This is a genomic window from Leucobacter shiyiweii (assembly GCF_052446065.1).
Lineage (GTDB): Bacteria > Actinomycetota > Actinomycetes > Actinomycetales > Microbacteriaceae > Leucobacter.
Genome location: NZ_CM127080.1, coordinates 475,825 through 500,135 on the forward strand (window position 1 = coordinate 475,825; position 24,311 = coordinate 500,135).

At 63.4% G+C, this 24,311-nt stretch carries 25 protein-coding genes and 1 tRNA gene; 20 read left to right on the forward strand and 6 right to left on the reverse strand.

Features of this window, described 5'->3' with window-relative positions; genetic code table 11:
- Positions 1 to 21: 21 nt before the first annotated feature.
- The 4 genes from map (at position 22) to ACTNFJ_RS02320 (ending at position 2,474) form a co-directional block, all read left to right on the forward strand.
- On the forward strand, positions 22 to 804 hold the full coding sequence (gene map / locus ACTNFJ_RS02305) for a type I methionyl aminopeptidase (protein ID WP_444711805.1): 783 nt from the start codon (positions 22 to 24) through the stop codon (positions 802 to 804).
- Positions 805 to 944: 140 nt separating this feature from the next.
- A complete protein-coding gene (locus tag ACTNFJ_RS02310) occupies positions 945 to 1,760 on the forward strand; it encodes a polysaccharide deacetylase family protein (RefSeq protein ID WP_435910495.1) in 816 nt (271 codons plus the stop codon).
- A 41-nt stretch (positions 1,761 to 1,801) separates the two neighbouring features.
- Positions 1,802 to 2,239 carry a pyridoxamine 5'-phosphate oxidase family protein gene (locus ACTNFJ_RS02315; RefSeq protein WP_435907344.1) on the forward strand — a complete coding sequence of 146 codons (438 nt, stop codon included), beginning with the start codon at positions 1,802 to 1,804 and terminating at the stop codon, positions 2,237 to 2,239.
- A gap of 158 nt (positions 2,240 to 2,397) precedes the next feature.
- Positions 2,398 to 2,474 (forward strand) — tRNA-Pro (locus tag ACTNFJ_RS02320).
- Here the strand turns inward: ACTNFJ_RS02320 and ACTNFJ_RS02325 are convergent.
- Both ACTNFJ_RS02325 and ACTNFJ_RS02330 read right to left on the reverse strand, forming a co-directional pair.
- The gene (locus tag ACTNFJ_RS02325) at positions 2,453 to 2,629 is read right to left on the reverse strand and encodes a hypothetical protein (protein ID WP_435907345.1); all 177 of its coding nucleotides are present in this window, start codon (positions 2,627 to 2,629) and stop codon (positions 2,453 to 2,455) included. The genes ACTNFJ_RS02320 and ACTNFJ_RS02325 overlap by 22 nt on opposite strands.
- Positions 2,630 to 2,844: 215 nt before the next feature.
- Entirely contained in the window at positions 2,845 to 4,092 is a 1,248-nt protein-coding gene (locus ACTNFJ_RS02330) for an IS256 family transposase (RefSeq protein ID WP_444711774.1), read from the reverse strand.
- Between the two features lie 4 nt (positions 4,093 to 4,096).
- Between ACTNFJ_RS02330 and ACTNFJ_RS02335 the strand changes: the two genes are divergently transcribed.
- Positions 4,097 to 4,408, forward strand: a complete 312-nt coding sequence (locus ACTNFJ_RS02335; RefSeq protein WP_435906720.1) for a helix-turn-helix domain-containing protein — start codon at positions 4,097 to 4,099, stop codon at positions 4,406 to 4,408.
- 212 nt (positions 4,409 to 4,620) lie between these two features.
- Here ACTNFJ_RS02335 and ACTNFJ_RS02340 read toward each other — a convergent pair whose 3' ends face one another.
- On the reverse strand, positions 4,621 to 7,734 hold the full coding sequence (locus ACTNFJ_RS02340; RefSeq protein ID WP_435906719.1) for a hypothetical protein: 3,114 nt from the start codon (positions 7,732 to 7,734) through the stop codon (positions 4,621 to 4,623).
- Positions 7,731 to 8,411: a hypothetical protein gene (locus ACTNFJ_RS02345; RefSeq protein WP_435906727.1), complete on the reverse strand. Its 681-nt coding sequence runs from the start codon at positions 8,409 to 8,411 to the stop codon at positions 7,731 to 7,733. The genes ACTNFJ_RS02340 and ACTNFJ_RS02345 overlap by 4 nt, the downstream gene beginning before the upstream one ends.
- A gap of 260 nt (positions 8,412 to 8,671) precedes the next feature.
- On the opposite strand from ACTNFJ_RS02345, the gene ACTNFJ_RS02350 reads away from it, so the two are divergent.
- From ACTNFJ_RS02350 to ACTNFJ_RS02415, 14 genes are all read left to right on the forward strand, one after another.
- The gene (locus ACTNFJ_RS02350) at positions 8,672 to 9,868 is read left to right on the forward strand and encodes a DUF2200 family protein (RefSeq protein ID WP_444711785.1); all 1,197 of its coding nucleotides are present in this window, start codon (positions 8,672 to 8,674) and stop codon (positions 9,866 to 9,868) included.
- Positions 9,865 to 11,376: a phytoene desaturase family protein gene (locus tag ACTNFJ_RS02355; protein ID WP_435906717.1), complete on the forward strand. Its 1,512-nt coding sequence runs from the start codon at positions 9,865 to 9,867 to the stop codon at positions 11,374 to 11,376. The genes ACTNFJ_RS02350 and ACTNFJ_RS02355 overlap by 4 nt, the downstream gene beginning before the upstream one ends.
- Positions 11,357 to 11,674, forward strand: coding sequence for a DUF427 domain-containing protein (locus tag ACTNFJ_RS02360; RefSeq protein WP_435906726.1), 318 nt, complete (start codon positions 11,357 to 11,359; stop codon positions 11,672 to 11,674). Before ACTNFJ_RS02355 ends, ACTNFJ_RS02360 begins: the two co-directional genes overlap by 20 nt.
- A 43-nt stretch (positions 11,675 to 11,717) precedes the next feature.
- Positions 11,718 to 12,092, forward strand: a complete 375-nt coding sequence (locus tag ACTNFJ_RS02365) for a DUF2200 domain-containing protein (RefSeq protein WP_435906716.1) — start codon at positions 11,718 to 11,720, stop codon at positions 12,090 to 12,092.
- Between the two features lie 149 nt (positions 12,093 to 12,241).
- Positions 12,242 to 12,793, forward strand: a complete 552-nt coding sequence (locus tag ACTNFJ_RS02370) for a PadR family transcriptional regulator (RefSeq protein WP_435906715.1) — start codon at positions 12,242 to 12,244, stop codon at positions 12,791 to 12,793.
- 5 nt (positions 12,794 to 12,798) lie between these two features.
- Complete coding sequence (locus ACTNFJ_RS02375) at positions 12,799 to 14,505, forward strand: ABC1 kinase family protein (protein WP_435906714.1); 1,707 nt, start codon at positions 12,799 to 12,801, stop codon at positions 14,503 to 14,505.
- A 25-nt stretch (positions 14,506 to 14,530) separates the two neighbouring features.
- Positions 14,531 to 15,298: an ABC transporter ATP-binding protein gene (locus ACTNFJ_RS02380; protein ID WP_435906713.1), complete on the forward strand. Its 768-nt coding sequence runs from the start codon at positions 14,531 to 14,533 to the stop codon at positions 15,296 to 15,298.
- 10 nt (positions 15,299 to 15,308) lie between these two features.
- A complete protein-coding gene (locus ACTNFJ_RS02385) occupies positions 15,309 to 16,010 on the forward strand; it encodes an ABC transporter permease (protein ID WP_435906712.1) in 702 nt (233 codons plus the stop codon).
- The gene (locus ACTNFJ_RS02390) at positions 16,007 to 16,714 is read left to right on the forward strand and encodes an ABC transporter permease (protein WP_435906711.1); all 708 of its coding nucleotides are present in this window, start codon (positions 16,007 to 16,009) and stop codon (positions 16,712 to 16,714) included. Before ACTNFJ_RS02385 ends, ACTNFJ_RS02390 begins: the two co-directional genes overlap by 4 nt.
- Before the next feature lie 25 nt (positions 16,715 to 16,739).
- The gene (locus ACTNFJ_RS02395; RefSeq protein ID WP_435906710.1) at positions 16,740 to 17,675 is read left to right on the forward strand and encodes an ABC transporter substrate-binding protein; all 936 of its coding nucleotides are present in this window, start codon (positions 16,740 to 16,742) and stop codon (positions 17,673 to 17,675) included.
- A gap of 104 nt (positions 17,676 to 17,779) precedes the next feature.
- Positions 17,780 to 19,099 (forward strand): FAD-dependent oxidoreductase, encoded by a 1,320-nt coding sequence (locus ACTNFJ_RS02400; protein WP_435906725.1) that lies wholly within the window; start codon positions 17,780 to 17,782, stop codon positions 19,097 to 19,099.
- Positions 19,100 to 19,104: 5 nt separating this feature from the next.
- Entirely contained in the window at positions 19,105 to 19,455 is a 351-nt protein-coding gene (locus ACTNFJ_RS02405; RefSeq protein WP_435906709.1) for an ArsR/SmtB family transcription factor, read from the forward strand.
- Positions 19,452 to 20,621: an MFS transporter gene (locus ACTNFJ_RS02410; RefSeq protein ID WP_435906708.1), complete on the forward strand. Its 1,170-nt coding sequence runs from the start codon at positions 19,452 to 19,454 to the stop codon at positions 20,619 to 20,621. The genes ACTNFJ_RS02405 and ACTNFJ_RS02410 overlap by 4 nt, the downstream gene beginning before the upstream one ends.
- 61 nt (positions 20,622 to 20,682) lie before the next feature.
- Positions 20,683 to 21,606: a DUF4349 domain-containing protein gene (locus tag ACTNFJ_RS02415; RefSeq protein ID WP_435906707.1), complete on the forward strand. Its 924-nt coding sequence runs from the start codon at positions 20,683 to 20,685 to the stop codon at positions 21,604 to 21,606.
- 42 nt (positions 21,607 to 21,648) lie between these two features.
- Here ACTNFJ_RS02415 and ACTNFJ_RS02420 read toward each other — a convergent pair whose 3' ends face one another.
- Positions 21,649 to 22,776, reverse strand: coding sequence for a fatty acid desaturase family protein (locus ACTNFJ_RS02420; RefSeq protein ID WP_435906724.1), 1,128 nt, complete (start codon positions 22,774 to 22,776; stop codon positions 21,649 to 21,651).
- Between the two features lie 159 nt (positions 22,777 to 22,935).
- Entirely contained in the window at positions 22,936 to 23,325 is a 390-nt protein-coding gene (locus tag ACTNFJ_RS02425) for an NUDIX hydrolase (protein WP_435906706.1), read from the reverse strand.
- Positions 23,326 to 23,439: 114 nt separating this feature from the next.
- Between ACTNFJ_RS02425 and ACTNFJ_RS02430 the strand changes: the two genes are divergently transcribed.
- Entirely contained in the window at positions 23,440 to 24,246 is an 807-nt protein-coding gene (locus tag ACTNFJ_RS02430) for an SDR family NAD(P)-dependent oxidoreductase (protein ID WP_435906705.1), read from the forward strand.
- The last annotated feature ends 65 nt before the right edge of the window (positions 24,247 to 24,311 follow it).

A 24,311-nucleotide genomic window follows, 5' to 3' on the forward strand; every position in this document is an offset into this window, starting at 1 on the left:
TCACCGGCGCAGTTGCGTTTGATGGTTGCGCCGGGTGCCGCCACTGGGGCAGCGCTCACTGCGATGAAGGCCGCCGTGCGGCCTGGAATCACGACGCTTGAGCTAGACGCGATCGCTGAGGAAGCCATTCGTTCGCGGGGTGCCGAGCCGAACTTCATGCTGGAACCGGGCTACCGCCACACGATCTGCGCGAACGTGAACGAACACGTAGTGCACGCTATCCCGACGGATCGGCCGCTTGAGCCAGGTGACATCGTTGCCTTGGATGCGGGCGCGATCGTCGGGGGGTGGAACGGTGATGCCGCTTTCACCGTGGCTCTTCCCGATCCGGCTCGCCCGGAACGCACGGAGCTGATTCAGAAGCTTGATCACATCACCGAGCAGGCGATGTGGCGGGGTATCGCCAGGCTTGCCACCGCGTCGCACCTCAATGAGGTTGGCGAGGCCGTATCGGGATATGTGCGCGCGAACAGTGATTTCGGGGTGCTTGAGGATTACATCGGTCACGGAATCGGGCGGAAGATGCACGAGGATCCACCGGTCTTCAACGTGCCGGTATCGCGTCGAGGGCCCGAGGTGAAGCCGGGTCTTGTCGTCGCGATCGAACCCATCATTTCGGCCGGTGGCATCGACACGATCGTGCAAGACGACGACTGGACGGTGTCGATGGCTGACGGGTCGCTCAGCGCGCAGTGGGAACATTCGGTCGCCGTGCATGCTGACGGCATCTGGGTGCTCACTGCGCCCGATGGTGGTGCAGCGGGTCTCGCTCCTCTCGGCATCACGCCGATCCCTATTCCCTAGCGTGCCGCCTGGCGCGCGTGGGAAGATCTCCTCATGCGCGTTGAGGTATATCGGTGAGCGGTGCGTGGCCGAGGCGGGTGTTTTTGCTGTCGGCAGCCGGTGGGGCTGTGGGCCTGCTCGCTGGGTGTGCACAGGAAAAAGTGGCATCGTCTCCACCGCCCAAGGTGACACCTTCGGATCCGCGCCCACCCGCGCCTGAACAGCCAACCGAGCCCTCAGATGCTCCTTCCATCGAGTCTGCGAGCCAGGCGCCTCCTGACCTGGAATCAGCCATCGCGGCGCACGAGGGTCTCGCGCCGAAGTATTGGGGCGTCGATATTCCCGGCGTTGCGCGAACCGGCGCCGAGGCGGGCACCCCATACCCCGATCGTGTCTTCCTGACGTTGGATGCATGCGGCGGGCCCTATGGCTCGGGATTTGACGAACGCCTCATCTCGGGACTGCGTGCTGCTGCGGTGCCTGCCACCCTGTTCTTAAACCTTCGATGGATCGAGGCGCACTCGGGCCTAGCGGCGAGTCTCGCCGCTGATCCACTGTTTGAGCTTGCAAACCACGGCAGCGCGCACTTGCCGCTCAGCGTAACGGGGCAAACGGCCTATGGGATCGCGGGCACCACAAGTGCGCGGGAAGCCGCCCTCGAAGTGTGGAATAACCACGTGGCGTTGACCGAACTCACCGGGACGGCGCCCCGGTGGTTTCGTCCGGGAACCGCGCACCTTGATGATGTGGGACTGAGCATCGCGGAGTCACTGGGGGAGAGAGTACTTGGCTTCTCGGTTAACGGTGATGCGGGCGCGACGTTTGCCGCGTCGACGGTGGCGACCGAGGTGGGTGGTGCCGCGCCCGGTGACGTGGTGATTGCCCACATGAACCAGCCCAGCTCGGGAACCGCCGACGGGCTGCTTGCCGCAGTGGAAACGGTGCGTGCGCGCGGACTCGATTTTGGTCTGTTATGAGAAATCTCTGTGCAAATTCGAACGCGGTGGGAGAATGAAGCATGGACGACAACACGAACCCCGTGACTGTGCTCAACCCTGAAGAATGCTGGCGGCTCCTCGCGACCCAGGAGGTCGGGCGCATCGTCACGCATGTGGGAGAGGTGTTCGATATCTTCCCGGTGAATTACGTGGTTGATGGTGAGTCGATCGTGCTGCGCACGGCCGAGGGAAACAAACTCGTTGAGATGGTGATCTCGGGAGAGGTGCTCTTCGAAGCTGACGCCCACACTGACAGCGAGGCCTGGAGCGTGGTGTTGCGAGGGACGGCACGTCGACTGGAGACCGGAGCGGAAATTGCCGCCGCCGACGCCTTGCCGCTGAAGCCCTACGTGCCGACCGTCAAGCGCAACTACGTTCGCATTGAGGCGAACACGCTCAGCGGTCGTCACTTCGAGATCGGGCCCGAACCGGATCGGGACGGGGTGCAAAACTACTGAGTTGCCTCGCTGCGGGCGACGCGGTTAGCGTGGCGATTGGATCCGCGTTGCCGTTGAAAGGGCTAGGAGTAGGCTGCGCTGTCGATTGGTCGGGGCGCGCACTTTTTGTGGCTAAGATAGAGGGGTTGCCCTGGCGCAAATGTTTGTGCTGGTGACAACGGGCTGTGGCGCAGCTTGGTAGCGCACTTGACTGGGGGTCAAGGGGTCGCAGGTTCAAATCCTGTCAGCCCGACCAAAAAATCGCGGAAACTCAAGGGTTTCCGCGATTTTTTCGTTGATGAGATTTGAACCGGTCATCACAAACTCATCACTTTGACACGCCGAGCGCTGGCTTTTCTTGGCTCCTTCGAGCATTCCTCCCGCGGCTCCAGCGTGTTGGCGCAGGATCACACGGATCCTTCACGGTCATTCTGTGGTGCAGGTGCGCACCTCGTGAGCATGGACACCTCACGCCGCCCTTCCGACAGCGGTCAAGTCCCGTGGAGTGGTGTAACCGTTTCGTGATCCTTCAAGGTTGTGGGGCTAGTTTTCGTTGTGGTCGCAGATGCTGGCGGGGAGATCGTTCGCGGCGACGTAGTGCCGCCCAGTAGTTCGGGCATCGGTGCTCATGCTGCGGCCTCGAGCTCGGGAAGAGCATGGTGCTCGATCGTTTCGGTGTCTACGAGCGTGAGGCGGCACCTCGCGAGGACGTCAAGACCGAGGTAACGGCGTCCCTCAGCCCATTCGTCGGACTGTTCTGCAAGGACCGCCCCGACGAGCCTGATGATCGCGTCGCGGTTTGGGAAGATCCCAACGACATCAGTGCGACGGCGAATCTCGCGGTTCAGGCGCTCGTTTGGGTTATTCGACCAGATCTGCTGCCACACATCTTTCGGGAACGTGGTGAACGCGAGGATGTCAGCCCGGGCAGCATCGAGGTGGTCGAACACCTCAGGGAGCTTGCCCTCGACGTAGTCCAGGAGCCGATCGAACTGCGCCTCAACACTTGTCCCATCAGGCTGGTCGTACACGGAATGCAGCATCGCTTTGACCGCTGGCCACATGCTCTTGGGGGTCACTGCCATCAGGTTCGCGGCGTAGTGTGTGCGGCACCTCTGCCACGACGTCCCGGGGAAGTTCGCCCGCATCGCTTCCACGAGGCCTGCGTGCGCGTCAGAGGTGATGAGTTTCACCCCGGTGAGGCCGCGAGCGACGAGGTCTGCGAAGAACGTGTTCCATGCCATCGTGGTCTCTGCGGTCGCCACTTGCATGCCCAGGACTTCCCGGTGCCCGTCAGCGTTCACCCCGGTCGCGACGAGCACAACAGTGTTGATCACGCGCCCGCCCTCACGAACTTTCATCGTGAGCGCGTCACACGCGACGAACGTGAAGGGCCCTGAGTCGCCCAGGGGTCTCGTGCGGAACTCGCGCACGTGCTCGTCCATATCGGCGGCCATCCGGGAAACCTGCGACTTCGACAGGGAATGGATGCCGAGGGTCTTCACGAGCTTGTCCATCCGTCTCGTCGAGACGCCGGCGAGGTAGGCGTCAGCGACGACGGTGATCATCGCTGCTTCTGAGCGTTTGCGGCGCTCGAGGAGCCACTCGGGGAAGTACGTGCCGGAGCGGAGCTTCGGGATCGCGACATCCACGGTTCCCACACGGGTATCGAGCTCGCGGGTGCGGTATCCGTTGCGAGAGTTGAGGCGCTCGGGAGAGGGTTTGCCGTACTCGGCACCGCAGACCGCGTCGGCCTCTGCAGAGAGGAGCGTGTTGATCATGGTTTGGAGCAGAGTACGCATCAGGTCAGGAGACGCGTCGCCCAGAGCGTTGGCGAGGACAGTGACAGGGTCGACAATAGAGGGAGTGGTCATCGGTGTGACACCTTTCGAGTGGGATGTGAGAGTTTCCTCGAAGGAAGATCCCGGTGGCCACGCTTACGTTTGCTGGCCGGGATCGTTACACCACTCTACGGGGCACTACTCCGACAGCCCCTGTGGGCTGGAGCCTCTGATCGACATCGGCGAGCTAGCCGACTACCTGGGCATCCCGGTCTCGACGATCTACGACTGGCGCACCCGCGGCCTCGGCCCGTCCGCGTACCGTTTCGGCAAGCACCTGAAGTTCGCGGTCGGGGATGTGCGTGCCTGGGTTGAGCGGCAGCGCGAGACCGGCACGGCAGGGCCCTGAGCGGGGAGGTGACGCGATGAGCCGCCCACGTCTCACCATTGGCACTTTCGGTGACGTCGGCTTCCAGACCGCGCCGAACGGCCGCGTCACCGCCCGTGCCAGATATCGCGAGTGGGATGGCAAGTCGCGTCTCGTGCAGGCCACCACGTGCATCCGCCGATGCTTGGAACCGCTGTGTGCCACGCGCCGGCATTGCGCGCGTGGCACACAGACTATCCGAGCACCTTCTCCCGATGGAACAGGACGACTTTCCACTTGAGCTCAAACACCTTCACGTTGAGGAGGTTCCAGCGCAGAATGGTGAGCTTGGCGCCGCCGCTGAGTTCGAGGCCGAGGAACACCGTGAGGTCGAGCGTCGAGATGCCCCCGGTGTGCACGATGTTCCCCTCGATACCCGGGCCTGCCTTGAACTCGAGCGCGGGCCCCGCGAACCCGTAGATCTGGCTTGCGAACTCGAGGCTGGGGCCCGCCGTGAGCCAGCCGCCCAGCTCGGCCTTGCCGCCGGTCTGTAGCGGCTCGGGCGCGGGCTCCGAGTACTGCACCTCGCCGGTGTTGCGGATGCGCTCGAGTGAGCGACCGCTCGCGTAGGTGAAGCCGAAGTTGTCCGTGCGCGAGGCGCCGAACAGTGGCAGGGTGACCTGGCCCTTCAGGCCGGCATTGATGCTGACACCGATCTCGAGCTTGTTGGTGATGACGATGGGCGCCGGCCCGACCATGAACGTGACCGTGGGCAGCTGAATGTTCGCGAGACGCTTCGCGACGTTGAATTTCCACTCCAGCGCGATGAAGAATGCGACGGAGCCCTGCGCGCGGATGTAGTTCTTCTGCTCGACCTTGAACTCATTGACGCTGACGTGCGTGGGAATGAACCCGAGCTTCTTCTTCAGCTTGACGTCGAGCTTAAAGAGCAGGTGCGGCAACAGTTCCGACTCGACCTGAATGCTCATGCCGATCTTCTTGTCGAACGCGCCGCGCGCCGCCGCGGCGATCTCCTCGGGGGTCTTGCGCGTCTGGTCTTCGAGGTCGAGCTTGCCGTTCTTGAGCTGGAAGAGAAACTTCGCTTCGGTCTTCAGTGACCAGCTCTTGTCGATGGTGACGCCCCGCAGCCGATTGCAGTCGTTGCCGGCCGCGACCGGGTCGGCTGGCGCCACCCAGCGGCCCTCCTCGTCAATCGCGTCACCCTGGGGTTCCTGCTCGCTGCCCGCCAGGTCGACGCACGCGAAGTCGACCGTGCCCTCGTAGCCCGCGGGCACATTGTCTTCGTCAAAGGTGAGGTCGACGTTCTCTGGCCCGGCGACGAGGTCGACATACTCGGCGTTTGAGACATGCGAGGCCTCGTCGATCACAATCTCTGGGGTGACCGGCTCCAGAATGTCGGCTGGCACCCCCTCGGGGAACGCGGAGTCGATCTCATACAGCTCGGCGGGTGACGCGGCGGACTCGGCGGCGTGGGTGATCTGCACGCCCTCACCGTTCTCGTAGTCGATGGTTTCGTCGATGTCGGCCTGGAAGACGAGCTCGTCGATGTTCGGCTCGCGGGTGTCGACGATCCACACACCATTGACCACGTTGATCGACACGACGGCACCGAGGAACCCGGCCGGGGTGGCGGCTGTCGCGCCCGAGACCACGAGATCGCCGGGGAGGACTTCCGGGTCGACCGCGAACCGCACCTGCCGGGGGTCCTCGGTACTGATCGTGAATTCCGTTGCCGCCTGGTTGAAGTGGCGCACATTCGGTGCGACAACCTCCTCGTCGGCCTCCGGGGTATCGACCTGCACTGTGATCTGCGCGGTGTCGCGCGGGGTGTTCGGTGCGCCGCGGTCGAAGAGGGTGGCGACGAAGGTGAACTCCCCGTCCTCCGGGGCGCCGGCGTCAAAGTACCAGCTGAGCTGGTCGCCCTCGTACACGAGGCCCGCGGTGCCAATGAAGCCGTGCCCGGGCGCGCTCAACTCGATGCGGTCGACCGCAGAGGCATCAGAGAATGCGGTGCCCTCGATCGTGAAATACCCGGTGCCCGAGATGTCAATCTCGCTCCCCGCGCTGGGGCTCACGATCTCGATCGAGGCATCGGGGTTTGCGGCGTGGCGCGGCTCACCCAGAAAGCCGCCCAGTGGGTGGATCGCGACCGCCGCGGCGCCCTGCCGAATGCTGAGGCTCGCCTCGCCCGCCTCGAGCGGCACGAACGCGAGTTGCGGCGCGACGCCCTGCGCCCCGTCGACCGCGACGCCCTGCGCCCGGCCGTGCGGTTCCGCGCTCCACTGCAGGGTGGTGGTCGGCTGGGTTGCGGGGGTGCTCGGGCTGCCGTCGACGAGCGCGAGCGCGTAGGCGACATCGTCGTGGTCGGACAGGGCGAGGCCCGTCGCCGGTGCGCGGGCGGCCACTTCCGCGCGTAACTCCTCGACCTCGGTGGCCGAGACGTAGCTGCCCACGCGGTTCACCGCGGTGCTGTGGGCGGCGGCCTCCGCCACCCAGCCGGTGACATCCGCCACCAACTGGCCGGTGCCGGCGTCGGCGAGGGAGGCCTCGACGCCGCCGTGTTCGTCGGGCGTGACGATGGTGGTGAAGACCGATCGGCCGGCCGAGAGCGGAATGCGCTGCCCGTCTGCCAGCACCAGGGTGTTGGGGGTGGCAAGGGTCACGTCAAACGAGACGTACACGCTGCGCACGAGTTCGCTTGGCACCCCGCCCTGCCCGGTGAGGCCGAACCAGAGGGGCTCGCGGGCGAGTGCGGATCCGCCCAGCCCCTGCTCGGTGTCGGCGCGGCGCGCGGCCTCGGGCAGTGCCGTGGTCGAACCCGGCGCCTGCGCGTCGCCGCGCAGGTAGGCCAGCGGTTCTAAGCGCACGTGGCTGGCCGCGTCGGCGTGCAGCGTCACGCCGCCCTCGCTGAGGGGCAGCAGTGTGGTGGTCGACACCGTCGCGCCGGCGCGCCCGAACAGCAGCGGCGAGTGCGCGCCCTCGGCCGCGGCGATGCTGACGGTGGTGTCGGCGGCTGGCTGCAGCAGCGTGATGCGGGCGAGCACGCCGGTGGCGGTCTCGGCGGGTTCCGCGTCTGGCACGGGGAGGGGTACCGTGTTCGCGCCGGCGGCTAGCTGCGTGCCGCGCCCGAGCGTGCTGTCGACGAGTGGCACCGCGGGATCCACCGCGGAAAACACGGGGGTATCGACCCAGGTGAGATTCTCTTGGTACTCGAGTGCCTCGGCGGTGAGCGCGGAGGCCGGGGTGGGGGCGAGCACCAGCGCGATTGCGGCTGCGGTAACGGCCGCGAGGGTGGCCTGCAGGGTGCGGGCGATGCTGCCCGGGTGTGTGGCGATGCGGGCGGTCATCGTGCCGCCCCCGTCTGCCGCGACCGAAGCGCGGCCCCGGTGAACATGAGGGCGACTCCCACCGCGAGGGCGCCGAACACGAGCGGAGCCAGGGCGAGGCCCGTGTCCTGGCCGGTGCGCGAGAGGGCACCCTGGGCCTGGGCGTCAGCGCCCTCGGCCGGTGTCTGGTCGTCTGGCGCCCCCGAACCCTCGGTGAGCGATGACCAGGCGATCCACCCCCCAGTGCCCGCGTGAGCGGGGGACAGGGCGACCGAGCGGAGGAGGTGCTCCGCGAGTACGGTGCCGCCTGCGTCGACGAAGGTCACCGCAACGTCGACCGTCGTGGGCTCTGCGATGCGGAGGCGGAGGTCGAGGGGACCTGGTGCGGTAGCGAAGATGGCCGTGCGGCCGAAGGGAGTGGTGGTGGGTGCCGCGTCGACCCAGGCGCCGCCGGAGGTTGAGGCCGACACGTCGGTGACCGCCGCAATGGCCCCCTGGCCTTCGACATCGACCCACACCTGCACGGTACCGGCCGGGGCGGTCAGCGCGGCGGGGGCCGCGAAGGCTGCGGGCGCGGTGAGGTGGGCCTGGGCGGTGAACGTGCCGAGAAACACCGCCGTGGCGAGTGCGGCGATGGCGCCCCAACGCGTTACAGTCAGGGGAGCGCGTGGGTGCGAGCGGCGCTGGCGTCGAATCATTCCGTCAGCATATCAAATCTTGGACACAGTCCAGTCTTTATTGCTTTCGTGTTTCGTTGGGTCTGGTAGGCGTTGCCTCTTACTTCGCTGTTACCTGCGCTTCAAGTGCTCGTCCGCGTGTCACATTCCTGGCCTATCTGGCACGGATCCACACCGATTGTCCGGTCGATCCAGCGCCACTGAATCCGACATCGACTTCGCTCGGCGACGGGAGGTGCGCGAAGATTGCTGGAAACCTAGAACACGTTTGCCGTACAAGCGTGGCGAGCGTGTGCCCGCACTACGTTACGAAAGCCGAGCGAAAAGGACGCACGCATGCCGAGGTCGATGAGATCATCTTGTGGCTCACCGGGTATAGCCAGGAGGGACTCGCGCACGCGCTGAAGTCGGAGGCGAATTTCGAGGTGTTTCTTGCCGAGGCCCCCGAAACGAACCCGGTGCGAAAGGGCATCACCGGCGTTAGCTGCGGAGTGCGAGTGGGGGAGATTGAGGATCCGGTCATGCGTGAGGATCATTACATGGACAAGCTGATCGACGAGCTCGCCCGCGGCAAGAAGGTGGAGAAGACCCTGTGCGCTTCAGACGAGTGGGCAGCGTCTAGTGTTATGACTGTGCTCAAGCGACTTGTAGTGATCTCCCGACCTGTGCTGTGGATCAACACCATCGGAACCACGTTGGTCGCAGTGTGGTTGACTGGCGAACTGTGGCGGTGGGATGCCATGTGGTTGCTGCTCTGGGTGACGCTGCCATTCAACTTGCTGATCTACGGCATCAACGACATCTTTGATCAGGAGACCGACAACATCAACATCCGCAAGGGCGGATTTGGTGGTGCAAAAATTGCTCCGCGCGAGGTTCCCTGGATCGCCTGGGGTGTGGCGCTGACCAACATCCCGTTCCTGATCTTCTTCGGCCTGAATTACTCGCTCGAAGCGAACCTCTGGATCTGGGCCTACACCCTTTTCTTCCTCTTCTATTCTGCGCCCCCTGCGCGTTTCAAAGGCCGGCCGTTTCTCGATTCAATCAGCAACGCCGACTACGCCTTTCCGCTCGCGTTTGTGCCACTCGCGCTCGGGTATGAACCTGTCTGGTTGGCCCTGTTTGGGCTCATGGCGTGGAGTCTGGCGAAACACACCTATGACGCCATACAAGACATCGAGGAAGACAGGTTTGCGGATATCACCACCACGGCGGTCTTCCTGGGCGCGAAAAAATCGCTCGTCTACGTCTCGTTCTGGTGGCTCGTCTCAAGCGTGTTCTTCGCGTTCATTAACATTCCTCTCGCGGTAGCCAACATCGCGTACGCCGCGTGGCTGGTCTGGTTGATCAACCGCGATGACACCCCGGAAACTGCGAAAAGGGTCTACAAGTACTCAGTCGCGTACCCCTATGTGGTGGGCTCGGTTGCGGGCGCGCAGCTGATGGTCGCTATTTACTTCGGCTGGATCACCCCGTGAGCGCGACGGGGGAGCTCCCTCACGCTACGTCCAAGCGCATCGTCATTGTTGGCGCGGGTCTCGGCGGGCTCTCCGCGGCAGCGCTCCTGGCACAGGCTGGGCATCACGTTACCGTTCTTGAGAAGAACTCGTGGGTAGGAGGTAAGTCTCGTCGTATCGAGGTTGCGGGTCAACGCATCGATACGGGCCCTTCCCTCGTCACCTTTCCGGGGGTAATCAGGGAACTATTTCGCCGCTACGATCAGCTCGGCGCCCAAACGGGTGATGCGGATCGTGATCGCCTCTCCGCCGAAAACATCGCTCACCTCACCTTCGAACGGCTCCCCGAACTGGGCAGATATTTCTTTCGCGATGAGGTTGTGGATCTGCCGGTGCAGGCCGGGCATGCGTGGTCTGACGCCTGGAATCGTTTCGACCGCGAACACGGCTCACTCAGTCCCGAAATCGTGGAGCTCCTGACCTCTGATCCCTTCGACCCAAAAACTCTGTCGTCAGTGACGGCGCTCACGAAGCGATATGGTCGGAGACTCTCAACCAGCTCGTATCTATCGGCTCTCGAGTGGATGCCCGACGACCTCAAAGAAGTCATCGCGATCCACACGCTCAACGCCGGGATTGCCCCGCAGCGCACGCTCGCCCTCTACGCAACCATGCCCGCGGTGATGGCGCGCGAGGGAATCTTCGTGCCGCAGGGAGGCGTCTACGAACTGGCGCTGGCCCTGGAGCGGCTCGCAACGCAGGCCGGAGCGACCATTCATACGGATACTGACGTAACTGAAATCACCAAACACCACGTGATCACCCGCTCGGGGAGCTATCCCGCCGACGTGGTGGTCGGCGCGGCAGACGCTCAGGTCATCGACAAGCTCGCCGGGAACCGCGTGCAGTCCCCGAAACGAGTCTCATGCTCGGGTGTTGCCGTATTCGCGGTACTCGATGAACCGCTGCCGAGTGGCACGGTGACGCACTCGGTGATTATGCCGACAGACCCGGGCGAGCTGCACCGCTCGCTCGATGCCACGCAGGAACCACACGAGACCATGGCGTTCGTCAACTACTACAAACCGGGACACATCTACCCCAACGCCAAAGCCACTGCGGCTCTCCTGCTCACTGCACCCGCAAACGGCGAGCACTACGATCTGAATTCAACCTTCGTTCAGCGAGAGCTCTCCCGGATCAGCGCCATGATGGGGCTCGAGCGCGGCCTTGCCGATCGCATCGTCGCCCACAAAATACTCGACCCTGACTACTTCTCTCACTTTGGTGCCGCAGGCGGGGCGCTGTACGGCGCGACGAGACCGTTGTGGCAAGGGGGGCCGTTCCATCGTCCCGGCTATTCCTCGCTTTCGAAACCGTGGTTGTGGAGGGTGGGCGCTTCGGTGCATCCTGGAGGAGGCATTCCCGCGGTGCTTGGCGGTGCCATGAACTCCGTCGGGCGGCTGCTGAAGAAGATCGGCACTGCTGTTGATGAGAGGAAACACGATGATGAAAGCGCTGCTCAATAATTCGGTCGTTGCGGAAGCCGCGACCGACGATCTCGTTCGCATCGAGGGTAACTGGTACTTTCCGCCCTCGGCCGTTGTCGGAGGTGCGTTGACAGAAAGCCCGACGCAGTACACCTGTGCGTGGAAAGGTGACGCACAGTATTTCAACATCAACATCAACATCAACGTCGAAGGCGGGGCGCTCGTCGACGGGGCATGGAGCTACCCGAAGCCCCATCGAGCTGCCATTGAACGAGTCGGCACAGATTTTTCTGGCTATGTCGCGTTCGACCGAGCAGTGACGGTGGTCGAGGCCTAGCTGTAGTTGCACACGGGAATCTGTAGGCGGCAAAGATCGCACCATGGCTACCGCAGCAAGCAACATCGCACGGATGCGGCGCATGAGCGTCGCAAGCGTCTATCCCCATTACGTCACCAAGGCGGAGCGGAAGGGCCGCACGAAAGCCGAGGTTGACGAGATCATCACCTGGCTCACTGGCTACGACGGGTCTGACCTCACGCGCCTGCTTGCAGACGACACGAGCTTCGAGGCGTTTTTCGCACAGGCGCCGAATCTAAACCAGTCGCGCACTCTCATCACCGGGGTGATTTGCGGGGTACGCATCGAAGAGATCGAAGATCCATTCATGCGCGAGGTGCGCTATCTCGACAAGTTAATCGACGAGCTTGCACGCGGGAAAAAGATGGACAAAATTCTGCGCGCGCCGAGCGTCTAAGGGCGCGGACACACTCGGCATTTCCGACTGGATAGGTACGCCCGGGTGCGTCGTCGAATACGGATAGTTCGCTATGTCGTTCAGGCTTCCAGTGATATGTTGTTGAGTATCGTTCACGGTTCGCCGGAACGCACTACCGAGGAGGCATCATGAGTGATTCATTTCCAACCGGAGGGTTCGGCGCGGGCCTGCAAAGTGACAGCATGTGGCAGGCAATGGAGCAGCTGAAATCAATGTTTGACAAGCGCGTCGGCACGCGGGTCGGCAAGGGTGAGGTGCGCACCGCAGTCTTGGCGCTGCTTGCCGAGCAACCGATGCACGGCTATCAGATCATTCGTGAGATCGAGGAGCGTACGGCGGGTACCTGGAAGCCGAGCGCCGGCTCCGTCTATCCGACGCTGCAGCTACTCGCCGACGAAGGTCTCGTGAACGCCGAGGAGTCGAATGGACGTAAGACCTATTCGTTGACCGAATCGGGCCGCGAAGAAGCATCGGCGGTCAGTGGGTCAACCCCGTGGGCGGCCGCGGCAGAAAGTCAGAGTCACAGCTCGAAATTTGCTGCGCTCCCGAAAGCGGGTGTTGAACTCGCGCAGGCTGCGGCTCAGGTGAATCGCTCGGGAAGTCCCGAGCAGATTCAGCAGGCCGTCACCGTGCTTGACGACGCCCGGCGCAAGCTCTACGCGATCCTCGCGCAGGACTGACGCGGGTGCCCCCACTTCGACCGGGATCCGAGCGCTCGGATCCCGGCCACGCGCGATACCGCGCGCGATATCGTCGCATTCTTCGCTTCGCGGGCTGGAATCTCGCGGTTACGTGGTGGTTCGAGCTATTTCTGCCCCGAATCGGTCTCGCGAAAATCGCGGAGCGCACCCGAACTCGGCGCATGCGCCGCTTCGCCCAACGTTTCCATGTGCTCGCTGTTGACCTCGGCGGGCTCATGATCAAGGTCGGGCAGTTCATGTCGTCTCGCCTTGACGTGCTACCGCCCGAAATCACTGCAGAGCTGGAAGGTTTGCAAGACGAGGTACCGCCGGTCGACTTTGCCCAGATCCGCGCCCGCGCAGAAGCAGAACTTGGCATGCCCCTCGAACGGGTGTTTCGGACTGTTGAAGAGGCTCCGCTCGCGGCAGCCTCTCTCGGCCAAGCGCACCGCGCAACGCTCGCACCTGCGGAAGCCGAGGAGGTTGGATTCGAGGCCGTCGTGATCAAGGTGCAACGGCCAGGTATTGACGAAATCGTAGATGTTGACCTCGCTGCGCTGCGCAAGGTGGGCGGCTGGTTGAGCCGGGTGCGCCTCGTCTCGAGCCGCGTCGATATGCCCGCGCTTGTCGAAGAATTCGCTGTGACCAGTCTCGAGGAGATCGATTACCTCCACGAGGGGCAGAACGCCGAGCGGTTCGCTGCGAATTTCGAGGGTGACGATCGGATTGCGGTTCCAGGCATCGTGTGGGAGCGTTCGACTCGCCGCGTCCTCACCCTGGAAGACGTCACTGCGATCAAGATCACCGATGGCGATGCGTTACGCGCGGCCGGCCTCGAGCCGTCCGAAGTGGCCCACGTGTTTGCGTCGGTGATGTTCGATCAGCTCTTCACCCACGGCTTCTTCCACGCGGATCCGCACCCTGGAAATGTCTTCGTGACGCCTCGCGGTGGAAACTCTGACGCAGTGCCCTGGCAGCTGACATTCATCGACTTTGGGATGATGGGCGAGGTTCCCGCCAGCACGCGCAGCGGACTCCGCAAGTTGCTGTTTGCCGCAGCTTCGCGCGATGGGAAGGGGCTGGTGGAGGCGATCCGTAACGTCGGCGTGTTACTCCCATCGGCCGACACCCGGGAACTCGAGCGGGCGATGACGGAACTCTTCGCCCGTTTTGGCGGGATGGGCTTCGCTGAACTCCGCGAGGTGGATCCGCGCGAGTTTCGCGATTTCGCTGTGCAGTTCAGCGACGTGATTCGATCTCTGCCCTTTCAACTCCCCGAAAACTTCTTGCTCGTGATCCGAGCCATGTCGCTTGTCTCCGGAGTGTGCAGCGCGCTCGATCCCGAATTCAACCTCTGGGACTCGGTCGAGCCCTACGCGGCGCAGCTGTTGCGTGACGAACGGGGCAACGTCGTGCAAGATATCGCGCAGCAGGCGCTCGGCGTTGCGGGAACGCTGTGGGGTCTTCCCAATCGGGTCGACGCGCTCCTCGGTCGGGTTGAGGAGGGGGCGTTAGAGGTTCAGACGCCGAGGCTCGAGCGTCGGGTCGCGAGGCTCGAGCGCACCGGTCGGCGGGCGGTCTCGGCACTCATTTTCGGAGCGCTACTGATCGCGGGTGCGGTGCTGCGCGCAGATGACCCGGTGTTCGGTACCGTGCTGATGTCGTTGTCAGCCGTGCCTTTGATGCACGCGGTGTTTGCTCGCGGGGTGTGAGACGGCTCGTGATAATTTGAGCACTGTGGATCACAGCACTCCCGCTCTTGCCGTCGAGTTCCAGGGTGTCTCGAAGCGGTTTCCCGATGGCACCCTCGCCGTTGATCAGCTCGACTTGGCGTTGGCTCGTGGCAGTATCACCTGCTTTGTCGGTTCCTCCGGTTGCGGCAAGACGACGGTGCTTCGCATGATCAACCGGATGATCGATCCAACCGCGGGCCGGGTGCTCGTCGACGGCACTGAAGTAGCTGGCGTCGAGCCGGTCGAACTGCGCCGCTCCATCGGGTATGTGATGCAGCACGCGGGTCTGCTGCCGCACCGCACCGTGCTCGACAACATCGCCACCGTGCCGATGCTGCGCGGCGTGAAGCGCGCGCAGGCGCGCGAACGTGCCCGGGCGCTGATGCAAGACGTGGGGCTCGATGCGAAGCTCGCGCGCCGATATCCCGCGCAACTCTCTGGAGGGCAGCAGCAGCGGGTCGGGGTGGCGCGCGCGCTCGCCTCAGATTCCGACCTTCTGCTGATGGACGAACCGTTTGGTGCGGTGGACCCGGTGGTGCGCGCCGAATTGCAACGCGAACTCCAGCGACTGCAGCAGGACCTGGGCAAGACTGTCGTCTTCGTGACGCACGACATCGATGAGGCCTTTGTGCTGGGTGATCGCGTCGCGCTCTTCAAACCGGGGGGAGTGCTTGCGCAATTCGGCAGCCCCGAGCAACTCCTGCATGAACCTATCGATGCATTCGTGGCCGAGTTTATCGATGCCGGAAGACCACGGAGCATTCTGAGATGAGCCTGTCGCGATGAACTGGGTGGTCGACAACTGGGAGCAAATCGCGCGCTATGCCGGGCAGCATATGGTGCTCGCGATCGTGCCCATCATTGTCGGCACCGCACTCTCATTGCCGATCGGGTGGATCGCCCATCGGCAGAGGTGGGGTCGCGGCGTGATTCTCGGTGCAGCCGGGATTCTCTATGCGATCCCGTCACTGCCCCTGTTCGTCGTCATGCCTGCCCTCATCGGCACGCAGATTCTCGACCCGGTCAATGTGGTCGTGGCGCTCACCTTATATGCGGTCGCGTTGATGGTGCGTACGACTGCCGATGCGTTGGCTTCGGTATCGGATGAGCTCCGACTGTCGTCGAAAGCGATCGGTTTCAGCGGATGGCAACGGTTCTGGGGGGTCGAGCTTCCCGCAGCCGGCCCCGTTCTTCTCGCAGGTATTCGAGTGGTGTCGGTAAGTACCGTGAGTCTCGTTACGGTGGGGGCGCTCATCGGGGTGCAGTCGCTCGGCTATTTCTTTGTCAACGGCTACCAGCGTGCGTTCCCGACAGAAATCGCCGTCGGAGTCGTTGGCACCGTGATCATTGCGCTGAGCTTCGATGCGGGCCTGGTGCTTCTGGGGCGCTTGCTGATGCCGTGGACGCGAGTGGGCCGCCCGCCAAGCCCCGCTGCTCAGGCAGCGCCGCGATCCACCATCGAACCCGCCGGAGCGCCCGCATGAACCCGCTCGAAGCGGCGTGTGTGTGGCTCGTCACCCCACAACATTGGCAGTCGTCGACCGGTATCTGGCATCGACTCATCGAACACGCCGGGTATTCGGGCCTCACGATCGTGATCGCCGCCGCGATCGCCCTGCCGGTGGGCGTGGCGATTGGGCACACCGGTCGGGGGCGCGAAATTGTAGTGCCGTTCACTGGCGCGCTTCGTGCGCTGCCGACGCTCGGACTCGTCACGCTGCTCGCGCTGTTGCTTGGCACCGGCTTGTTGCCGCCCCTCATCGCGCTCGTGATTCTTGCGGTGCCGCCGATCCTCGCGGGGGCCTATTCGGGTTTTGAAGCCGTCGACCCCGGCACCACGGATGCGGCCCGAGCGATCGGTTTCACACGCTGGCAGGTTATCTTTCAGGTCGAGTTGCCGCTTGCGCTCCCGCTTATTGTCGGAGGCATTCGCGCCGCCGCCTTGCAGGTCATTGCCACGTGGACCGTCGCCGCTTTTCTGCCGCTCGGCGGGCTCGGCAGATTTCTCATTGACGGGCTCGCGGTGCGCGATTACGCGCAGATGCTCGGTGGATCGCTGCTGGTCATCGCACTCGCGCTCCTTGTAGACGTGTTATTCGCCGCGATTGAGCGGTGGATCACCCCGCGCGGGGTGCGTGCCCGCGCGGCGGGCCGTGACAGCAAGGTGCGCATCCCAGTACTGTCGTAATCAACGTCGACGAAAGGAACGCATGATGACTGTCGGAAAGAAGCTCGCGATGACAGGGGCCGCACTCGCTGCGCTCGCGCTGACGCTCACGGCGTGTGCTTCGGGCGATCCGCTGGGCAACAATGGGGAGGGCGCTGGCCAAGACACCAGCGCTATGGGGAGCGTAACGGTCGGCTCTGCAGCGTTCGCAGAATCTGAGATCATCGCCTACATTTACGCGGGTGCGCTCGAGCGCTCAGGTATCGAAGTGAGCGTGACTCCCGCTATCGGTGCACGTGATGTGTATATTGCGGCGCTTCAAGACGGATCTATTGACCTGGTGCCCGAGTACACCGGCAACCTACTGCAGTTCTTTGACGCGGAGGCTGACGCGCAGGGGATGGACGAGGTGTACTCGGCGCTCGTTGCGGCAGTTCCCGAGGGTTTTGAGGTGCTCGACCAGGCGGAGGCCGCCGATGCAGATTCGTACAACGTGACCTCAGCTTTTAGCGAGGAATATGGCGTGACGAGTCTCGCTGACCTGGCGAATGTGCCCGTCCCGCTGTCGGTTGCCGCAAATCCCGAGTTTGCTGAGCGCCCCTATGGCATCCCGGGGCTGCGCGACATCTACGGCGCCGACGTGACCCTCGTGCCGATCAACGATGGGGGTGGGCCGAACACGTTGCAGGCATTGCTCGACGGGCAGGTGCAGCTGGCAAATATCTACTCGACCACTCCGTCGATCGCTGAGAACAACCTCGTGACGTTGGCAGACCCGGAAAATATGATCCTCGCCCAAAACGTGGTGCCGCTGATTTCCTCGGCGAAGGCGGAGCCCGCGGTAGTCGAGGCGATCAACTCCGTGCAGGGCGCATTGACCACTGAGATGCTGATCGAACTGAACACGCTCAGCTCGGTTGAAAAGCTCTCGGCCCAGGCCATCGCGGAACGGTGGCTCGACGAATCAGGCCTGTTTGACTAGTCATCACTGAGAACCCCTCACGCAAGACGTCATATTGACATTCGTCAATGCGTGCAGCATGCTGGAACGCATTGACGTTCATCAATGAAAGTGAGGCCCGTCACATGCTGCCCACCGTCGTTATCGGAGCTGGCCCGCAGGGCCTTGCCGCAGCCGCCCACCTCGCAGAACGCGGGCTCGATCCACTGGTGCTTGAAGCGGGCGACACACCCGCCGCGGCTGTCGCCGACTGGGCACATGTGCGCCTCTTCTCGCCGTGGCCCGAGCTGGTGGACGAGGCGGCACGCCGCCTGCTCGAGCCCACGGGGTGGGTGTCGCCTGAGCGCGGCTTCCCCACTGGCGCGCAGTGGATCAGCGAGTACCTTGCGCCTCTTGCCGCGACGCTCGGTGACCGCGTGCGCACCGGGGCGCGCGTGGTGGGTGTGGGGCGCAAGGGTCGCGATCTCTCGGTAGACGAGGGTCGGGCCGAGGCGCCCTTCGTGATACATGTCGAGCGGTCAGATGGGGGTGAAGAGCGTATCGAGGCCGCTGCTGTCATTGATGCCTCGGGCACCTGGAGTTCACCGAACCCCGCAGGTGCCGACGGCCTCCCCGCGCTCGGCGAGCGCGTCGCGCAGGCGGCCGGCATCGTGAGCTACCGCATTCCCTCGTCCAACGTGACTCCGAGGTGCGCGGGTCGCCATGCGGTCGTCATCGGCAACGGTCATTCCGCGGCAACCGCGATCCTCGAGTTGGTGAAGGTCGCGAAAAAGCGCCCCGACACCCGCATCACTTGGGTACTGCGCCGCGGGCAAGTCGGCAATACCTTTGGCGGCGGCACCGCCGATGAGCTGCCCGAACGCGGTGCCCTGGGCCAGAGGGCGAAGGAGGCCGTCGAGGCTGGCCTCGTCGATCTCGTCACCGGGTTTCGCACCGAGCGCTTCGTTCTCGAGGGTGGCCGCGCGGTCGTGCGGTCAGAAGACGGCCGAGCCCTTGCGCCTGCAGATCAGGTGATCGTGCTGACCGGGTTCCGTCCCGATCTGTCGTTCCTGTCAGAAGTGCGTCTTGACCTGGACGTGCGCCTGCAAGCCCCCGCGCGGGTCGCTACCGAGGTGGATCCGAACCTGCACTCGTGCGGCTCGGTGCGGGCGACCGGTGCGGCGGATCTCGCACACCCTGAACCGGGGTTCTACATTGTCGGCGCGAAGTCATACGGTCGGGCTCCGACGTTTCTCGCCCTCACCGGATTTGAGCAGGTCCGCAGCGTGGCCGCCGCACTTGCGGGCGACCAGGAGGCTGCAGAGCGCGTGGAGCTCGTGCTTCCCGACACCGGGGTATGCGGCGGGGCGGGCGTGTTTGACGCGCCCGAGGCTGCTGATGGGGGAGGGTGCTGTACCCCCACGCCCCAACCGATTCAGCTCGGCCTCGCGCCGGCCCAGGCGTAGATATCATGTCGAGCCAGACGCTTCCGGCGACCGTCGAAGTGCCCGCGTGCTGTGTGGCCTCGGTGACCGCGGTGCTCAGTCCAGGCGAGGCTGAGCGCACGGCGCGCGTTTTCAAGGCGCTCGGTGACCCGACGCGATTGCGTCTCATCTCCCTCATCGCCACGAGCGCGTCGGGTGAGGCCTGCGTGTGCGACTTGACCGAACCGGTCGGCCTCTCGCAGGGAACGATTTCGCACCACATGAAACTCCTCGCCGAGGCGGGGCTCGTGACTCGCGAGCAGCGCGGTAAGTGGGCGCACTACGCGATCAATTGGGAGGCGCTTCACGCGGCTGCGGGCGCGCTCAGAATGCAATGAATGCTGCCATTGCCACGTCTCACCTCGGGTGGCGATTGGCGGCTCTCTCTGTAGGGCAGGTTCTCAGCTGGGGAATCCTCTACTACGCGCTGATCGTTGCCTCGCCGGTCATCGCCGAAGATACAGGCTGGAGCCTGTCGGCTGTCACCCTCACGTTTTCCATCGGCCTGATCGTTTCCGCGTTCGCAGGCATCCGGGTTGGGAGATGGCTCGATGAACGCGGCCCTCAACGCATCATCACGTTGGGGAGTCTCATTGGGCCAGCGGGGCTGCTCCTCGTGAGCGTGGCACCCAGTGTCTTCGTCTTCGCGTTGGGTTGGCTGATCGTTGGCGTCGCGCAAGCTGCGGTGCTCTATCAGGCAGCTTTTACCGTTATCGCGCGCCGATACGGGCTCCGCAGCCGTGGCCCAATGACTGTTCTGACACTCGCCGGGGGGCTAGCCTCTACCGTTTTTGCTCCCATTGTCGCTGGGCTTCTCGGGGTGATGGACTGGCGAAGCATGTATCAAGTTCTTGCGGCGCTGCTGCTCGTGACGACCGTGCCTCTGCACTGGTTCAGTCTCGAACGGACTTGGGTGGCGCAGCCGCATGAAAGAAAAACGCTTCACACGCTTGGTTCGGTGCTGCGCACCCGAAGGTTCTGGATGCTCGAGATCTCGATGCTGTTACTGGTGGCGGCGGTGTTCGCGGTGACACTTGCGCTCATTCCACTTCTCACAGAAAAAGGCCTGTCGTTCCAGCAGGCGGCATGGGGGCTAGGCCTTCTGGGCGCAGGGCAGGTTGTGGGGAGGCTCATCTTCTTTGTGATGCCGCGAAGTGTGCCCTCGTGGGTGCCACTTTCCACCACCGCGAGCCTCGCTGCAGTCTCACTCGCGCTGCTCTCGGTTGTTCCTGGGCCCCCATGGGCGCTGATAACCATCGGTGTTCTCGCTGGCGCAATTCGTGGCGCACAAACCCTGATTCAGGCTTCTGCAGTGATCGATCGGTGGGGTTCAGCAAGCTATGGCAGCATCAATGGCGTTTTTGCCGCGCCGCTGACTGTCGTGATCGCGTTGGCCCCCGCGCTAGGGCCACTCGCGGCTGATTTGACGGGCTCATATTCCCAGATGGCCTTGGTCGCTGCACTGCTCGCCGCACTCGCGGGGCTCGTTGCGCGTTGGAGCTAAGCCAAGATAACGGTTGGTCAACACTGCTGCGTATTCGGAGCCGGGGCATTACTCTTCGAGTATGCACCCACGTCGCTCACTCGTTGCCCTGCTTGCTGCTGCGCTTCTCGTTGCGCCGCTTTCTGCGTGTGCCAGTGGGCTGAACGGGCTCGAATCCATGGCGAGTCCCGACCAGTCGGCCCGGGGCGTCGATGGTGTCTTGGTCTCGCCCGACAGCGCCGAGATGGTGGATCAGACCACTGAGGCTCAGCAGGTGGGGCAGCAGGTGATCCACTCGGGGGATGCGACGATCTTTGTCGGTGATCCCGCGGCCGCAGCCGACGACGTGCGCGACCTTGCCGAGAATCTCGGCGGATACGTCGACTCGCAGACTGTCAGCGAAGCAAGCGAAGACTCGCGCGCCCGCGCGACGCTCGCAATTCGAGTACCGGCTGACGAATTCGATGCAGCGTTCGAAGCGTTGCACGAGGTCGGTGAGGTGGTGAATCAGAGCCGATCTGCTCTCGATGTCACGCTCCAGTACGTTGACCTTGAAGCTCGAGTCGAGGCCTTGCAGGGCTCGGTTGATCGACTCACCGAGCTCATGTCGGGCGCCGCGTCCACGGGTGAGCTCATCGAGGCTGAAACGGCATTATCGCAGCGGCAGCAGGAGCTCGACTCGTTGCGCGCTCAACTGAAGTCGCTCGAGAGCCAGGTCAGCTATTCGAGCATCTGGGTCTCACTCGAGACCGAAAGCGTGTTGCCGGGTGGGCCAGCGAATTTCTGGGAGGGTCTCATCGCTGGCCTTGACTCGATACTCAAGGCCGCTGCAGCGGCACTTGTGTTCTTCGGAGTGCTGCTGCCGTGGACAGTATTGATCGCGGTCGTCGTCGTTCTCGTCCTGTGGCTCGTGCGACTCGGGCGGAAGCGGCACACGTCCCACCCCGGTCACGGAGAGCAGGCGCAGCGGGTCGAGGCCACAGGCTCCGCTGAACCGGTCGAGTAGCCGAACGGCTCTCAGGCCCAGTCTGGCTACTCGTATCGCGATCTAGCCGCGGCGGTACTCTGCGGTGATCGGGCAATCAAACGGATCGCGCGCGGCGAGCCCAACACGGTTCAGGTATTCAATGACGATCCCGTAGGAACGCAACAGCGTGGTCTCGGTGTAGGGAACGTCCATCGTTGCGCAGTATTCACGCACGATTTCACGTGCCTTCGCCAGGTGCGGGCGGGGCATATTGGGGAACAGGTGGTGCTCGATCTGGTAGTTCAGGCCACCCATCAGCCAGGTCGCCCACCAGCCGCCGGAGATGTTGCGCGAGGTGCGCACCTGCTTCGTGAAGAAGTCGATGCGAATGTCGCGATCAAGGATCGGCATGCCTTTGTGGTTCGGCGCAAAGGAGGCACCCATGTACACGCCAAAGACCGCAAGCTGGACGCCGAGAAACGCGAAAGCCATGCCAACCGGGAGAAAGAGGAACAGCGGGGTCAAGTACAGCGCGAAGCGAAGCGTGATGAGTCCGATTTCAGTCCAACGGCGCTTCACTGGCTCTTTGGAAACCAGGTACTTGATGCTCTGAAAGTGCAGGTTCGCGCCCTCAAGGGTGAGGAGAGGGAAAAACAACCAGCCTTGCTTGCGGGTGATCATGCGTACCAGACCGCGAGACTTGGCCGCGTCTTCCTGAACGAATGAGATCGTATCGATGTCGATGTCGGGATCCTTGCCGACCACATTCGGGTTCGAGTGGTGGCGGGAGTGCTTGGAATCCCACCATGAGTAACTCAATCCAACAAACCCGGCAAGAATGCGTGCCAGGCGGTCATTCGACGTCACCTTTGCGAGAACCTGACGGTGCGCCGCCTCGTGTGTGATGAACGCGACCTGAGTGAAGAGCAGGCCGAACGCTGCCGCAATGAGAAGCTGGAACCAGCTGTCACCGAGCAGAATGAATCCGGTAATCGCCCCGCCGAAGCCGAGCGCGATCAGGGCGCCGACCATAGCGTAGAACCATGGTGCGCGGCGCAGCAGGCCGCTTTCCTTGACCGTCTGTGAGACCTGAGAATATGCGCGGGCCATTTTGGGGAAGTCCTCGGTGCGGGAATAGGTCTGGCGCAGTGGTCCGAGATTTGAAAGCGAAGTGACCTGAGCAGAAGAGATAGTGGCATCCTCAACAATCGGCGAACCGTGTGCCGATTCACATGTGGTACAGCCAAAGGCAGTTGCCGATCGCTTACCCCCAGGCTAGAGGGGGAAGCATACGCAGGGCTGTATGTACCGAGCAATTCAGTACCTTCGCAGCATGAACCCGTGGTGCGACACTGTGAAACGCGCCGATTATTCCCAGAGGGCGGGGAACACGTGCTGGACCGTGAGCGGCGCGAGATCCTCGCGTGGTGATCGCGGATGGATCCACTCGAGACGATCGATCTCGGAACTCGCGCGAACACCGGTGACAAAGGGGTGCTCAAACACGTGCGCGAGTACGGTGTGGCCTGGCTCATTTGCAGCGGCTGCCCGAAACTCCCCGAGCGATACGAGGAGCTCGGGATCTAGGCCGACCCCGAGCTCCTCTCGGAACTCCCGCAGTGCGGTTTCCGCTGGGCTTTCGGCATTCTCGGGCTTGCCTCCAGGAAGCATCAGCATTGAGGTGCCGCGCTTGCGCACGTTGAGCACATTTCCGCGGAGATCCCGCATCACCACCGCGCTGACCTGTATAACACTCATGCACACCAACCTAGCCGCGCTGATGAGCTTGTTTGTGGATGGGAGCCTATGCAGGAGAATCGAACTCAGGTGCACCCGACATTGACGGTGCCGAGAGAAGCAGGGAGCTCACCAGTGAATGTACAAGGCAAAGTCTTCGTCGTGACGGGAGCCGGCAACGGGATCGGTCGCGAGGTTACGCTGCAACTGCTCGCTAAGGGCGCTCGAGTCGCCGGGGTGGATCTTAACGAGCAGGGGCTCGCCGAGACTGCGAAGCTGGCAAACGCGGGAGGGCACTTCACCGCACACGCGGTCAACATCACTGACCGTGATGCCGCCGCAGCGCTTCCCGCGCAGGTGCAGCAGGCGCACGGTCAGGTCGACGGCCTCGTCAACGTTGCGGGGGTGATCCAGCAGTTCGTGCGGATCATTGACCTCCCGTTCAGCGAGATGGAAAAGGTCATGAACGTGAACTTCTGGGGCGTCATGAATATGGTGAAGGCGTTCCTGCCCGCGCTGATCGAGAGGCCTGAGGCATCCCTGGTGAATATTTCGAGCATGGGGGCGTACGCGCCGGTGCCCGGTCAGGCCGTGTACGGGGCATCCAAGGCAGCCGTGCGATTGCTCTCTGAGGCTTTGTACTCGGAGCTTATGGATACGAACGTGGCGGTCTCAGTCGTGTTCCCGGGTGCAATCGGAACGAACATCGCGCAGAACTCGGGAGTGCGCATTGAGGGCGGTGCTGAATCGAGCGCAGAATCCACGCACAAGACGACGGCTCCGTCTGAGGCGGGCCGAGTCATCGTTGAAGACGCGATTGAGAAGGGAAAGTTCCGCGCCACCATTGGCAAGGATGCGGCGATCATGGACAAGCTTGCTCGGCTCAGCCCGAAGAAGGCCGCTGAAACAATCGCCAAGCAGATGGGCGATCTGCTCGGCTAGCTTTTCGATGGTGGATCGATGTGGAAGGGGGTGCCGACATTGTCGGCACCCCCTTCCACATCCAT

Excerpts from the sequence above, each read along its gene's own strand:
- ACTNFJ_RS02425 (WP_435906706.1), bottom strand. The coding sequence starts at position 23,325 with ATGAGTGTTATACAGGTCAGCGCGGTGGTGATGCGGGATCTCCGCGGA.
- ACTNFJ_RS02340 (WP_435906719.1), bottom strand. The coding sequence starts at position 7,734 with ATGACCGCCCGCATCGCCACACACCCGGGCAGCATCGCCCGCACCCTG.
- ACTNFJ_RS02370 (WP_435906715.1), top strand. The coding sequence starts at position 12,242 with ATGAGTGATTCATTTCCAACCGGAGGGTTCGGCGCGGGCCTGCAAAGT.
- ACTNFJ_RS02410 (WP_435906708.1), top strand. The coding sequence starts at position 19,452 with ATGAATGCTGCCATTGCCACGTCTCACCTCGGGTGGCGATTGGCGGCT.
- map (WP_444711805.1), top strand. The coding sequence starts at position 22 with ATGGTTGCGCCGGGTGCCGCCACTGGGGCAGCGCTCACTGCGATGAAG.
- ACTNFJ_RS02405 (WP_435906709.1), top strand. The coding sequence starts at position 19,105 with ATGTCGAGCCAGACGCTTCCGGCGACCGTCGAAGTGCCCGCGTGCTGT.
- ACTNFJ_RS02400 (WP_435906725.1), top strand. The coding sequence starts at position 17,780 with ATGCTGCCCACCGTCGTTATCGGAGCTGGCCCGCAGGGCCTTGCCGCA.
- ACTNFJ_RS02360 (WP_435906726.1), top strand. The coding sequence starts at position 11,357 with ATGAAAGCGCTGCTCAATAATTCGGTCGTTGCGGAAGCCGCGACCGAC.
- ACTNFJ_RS02365 (WP_435906716.1), top strand. The coding sequence starts at position 11,718 with ATGGCTACCGCAGCAAGCAACATCGCACGGATGCGGCGCATGAGCGTC.
- ACTNFJ_RS02330 (WP_444711774.1), bottom strand. The coding sequence starts at position 4,092 with ATGACCACTCCCTCTATTGTCGACCCTGTCACTGTCCTCGCCAACGCT.
- ACTNFJ_RS02390 (WP_435906711.1), top strand. The coding sequence starts at position 16,007 with ATGAACCCGCTCGAAGCGGCGTGTGTGTGGCTCGTCACCCCACAACAT.
- ACTNFJ_RS02395 (WP_435906710.1), top strand. The coding sequence starts at position 16,740 with ATGACTGTCGGAAAGAAGCTCGCGATGACAGGGGCCGCACTCGCTGCG.
- ACTNFJ_RS02315 (WP_435907344.1), top strand. The coding sequence starts at position 1,802 with ATGGACGACAACACGAACCCCGTGACTGTGCTCAACCCTGAAGAATGC.
- ACTNFJ_RS02415 (WP_435906707.1), top strand. The coding sequence starts at position 20,683 with ATGCACCCACGTCGCTCACTCGTTGCCCTGCTTGCTGCTGCGCTTCTC.
- ACTNFJ_RS02345 (WP_435906727.1), bottom strand. The coding sequence starts at position 8,411 with ATGATTCGACGCCAGCGCCGCTCGCACCCACGCGCTCCCCTGACTGTA.
- ACTNFJ_RS02385 (WP_435906712.1), top strand. The coding sequence starts at position 15,309 with ATGAACTGGGTGGTCGACAACTGGGAGCAAATCGCGCGCTATGCCGGG.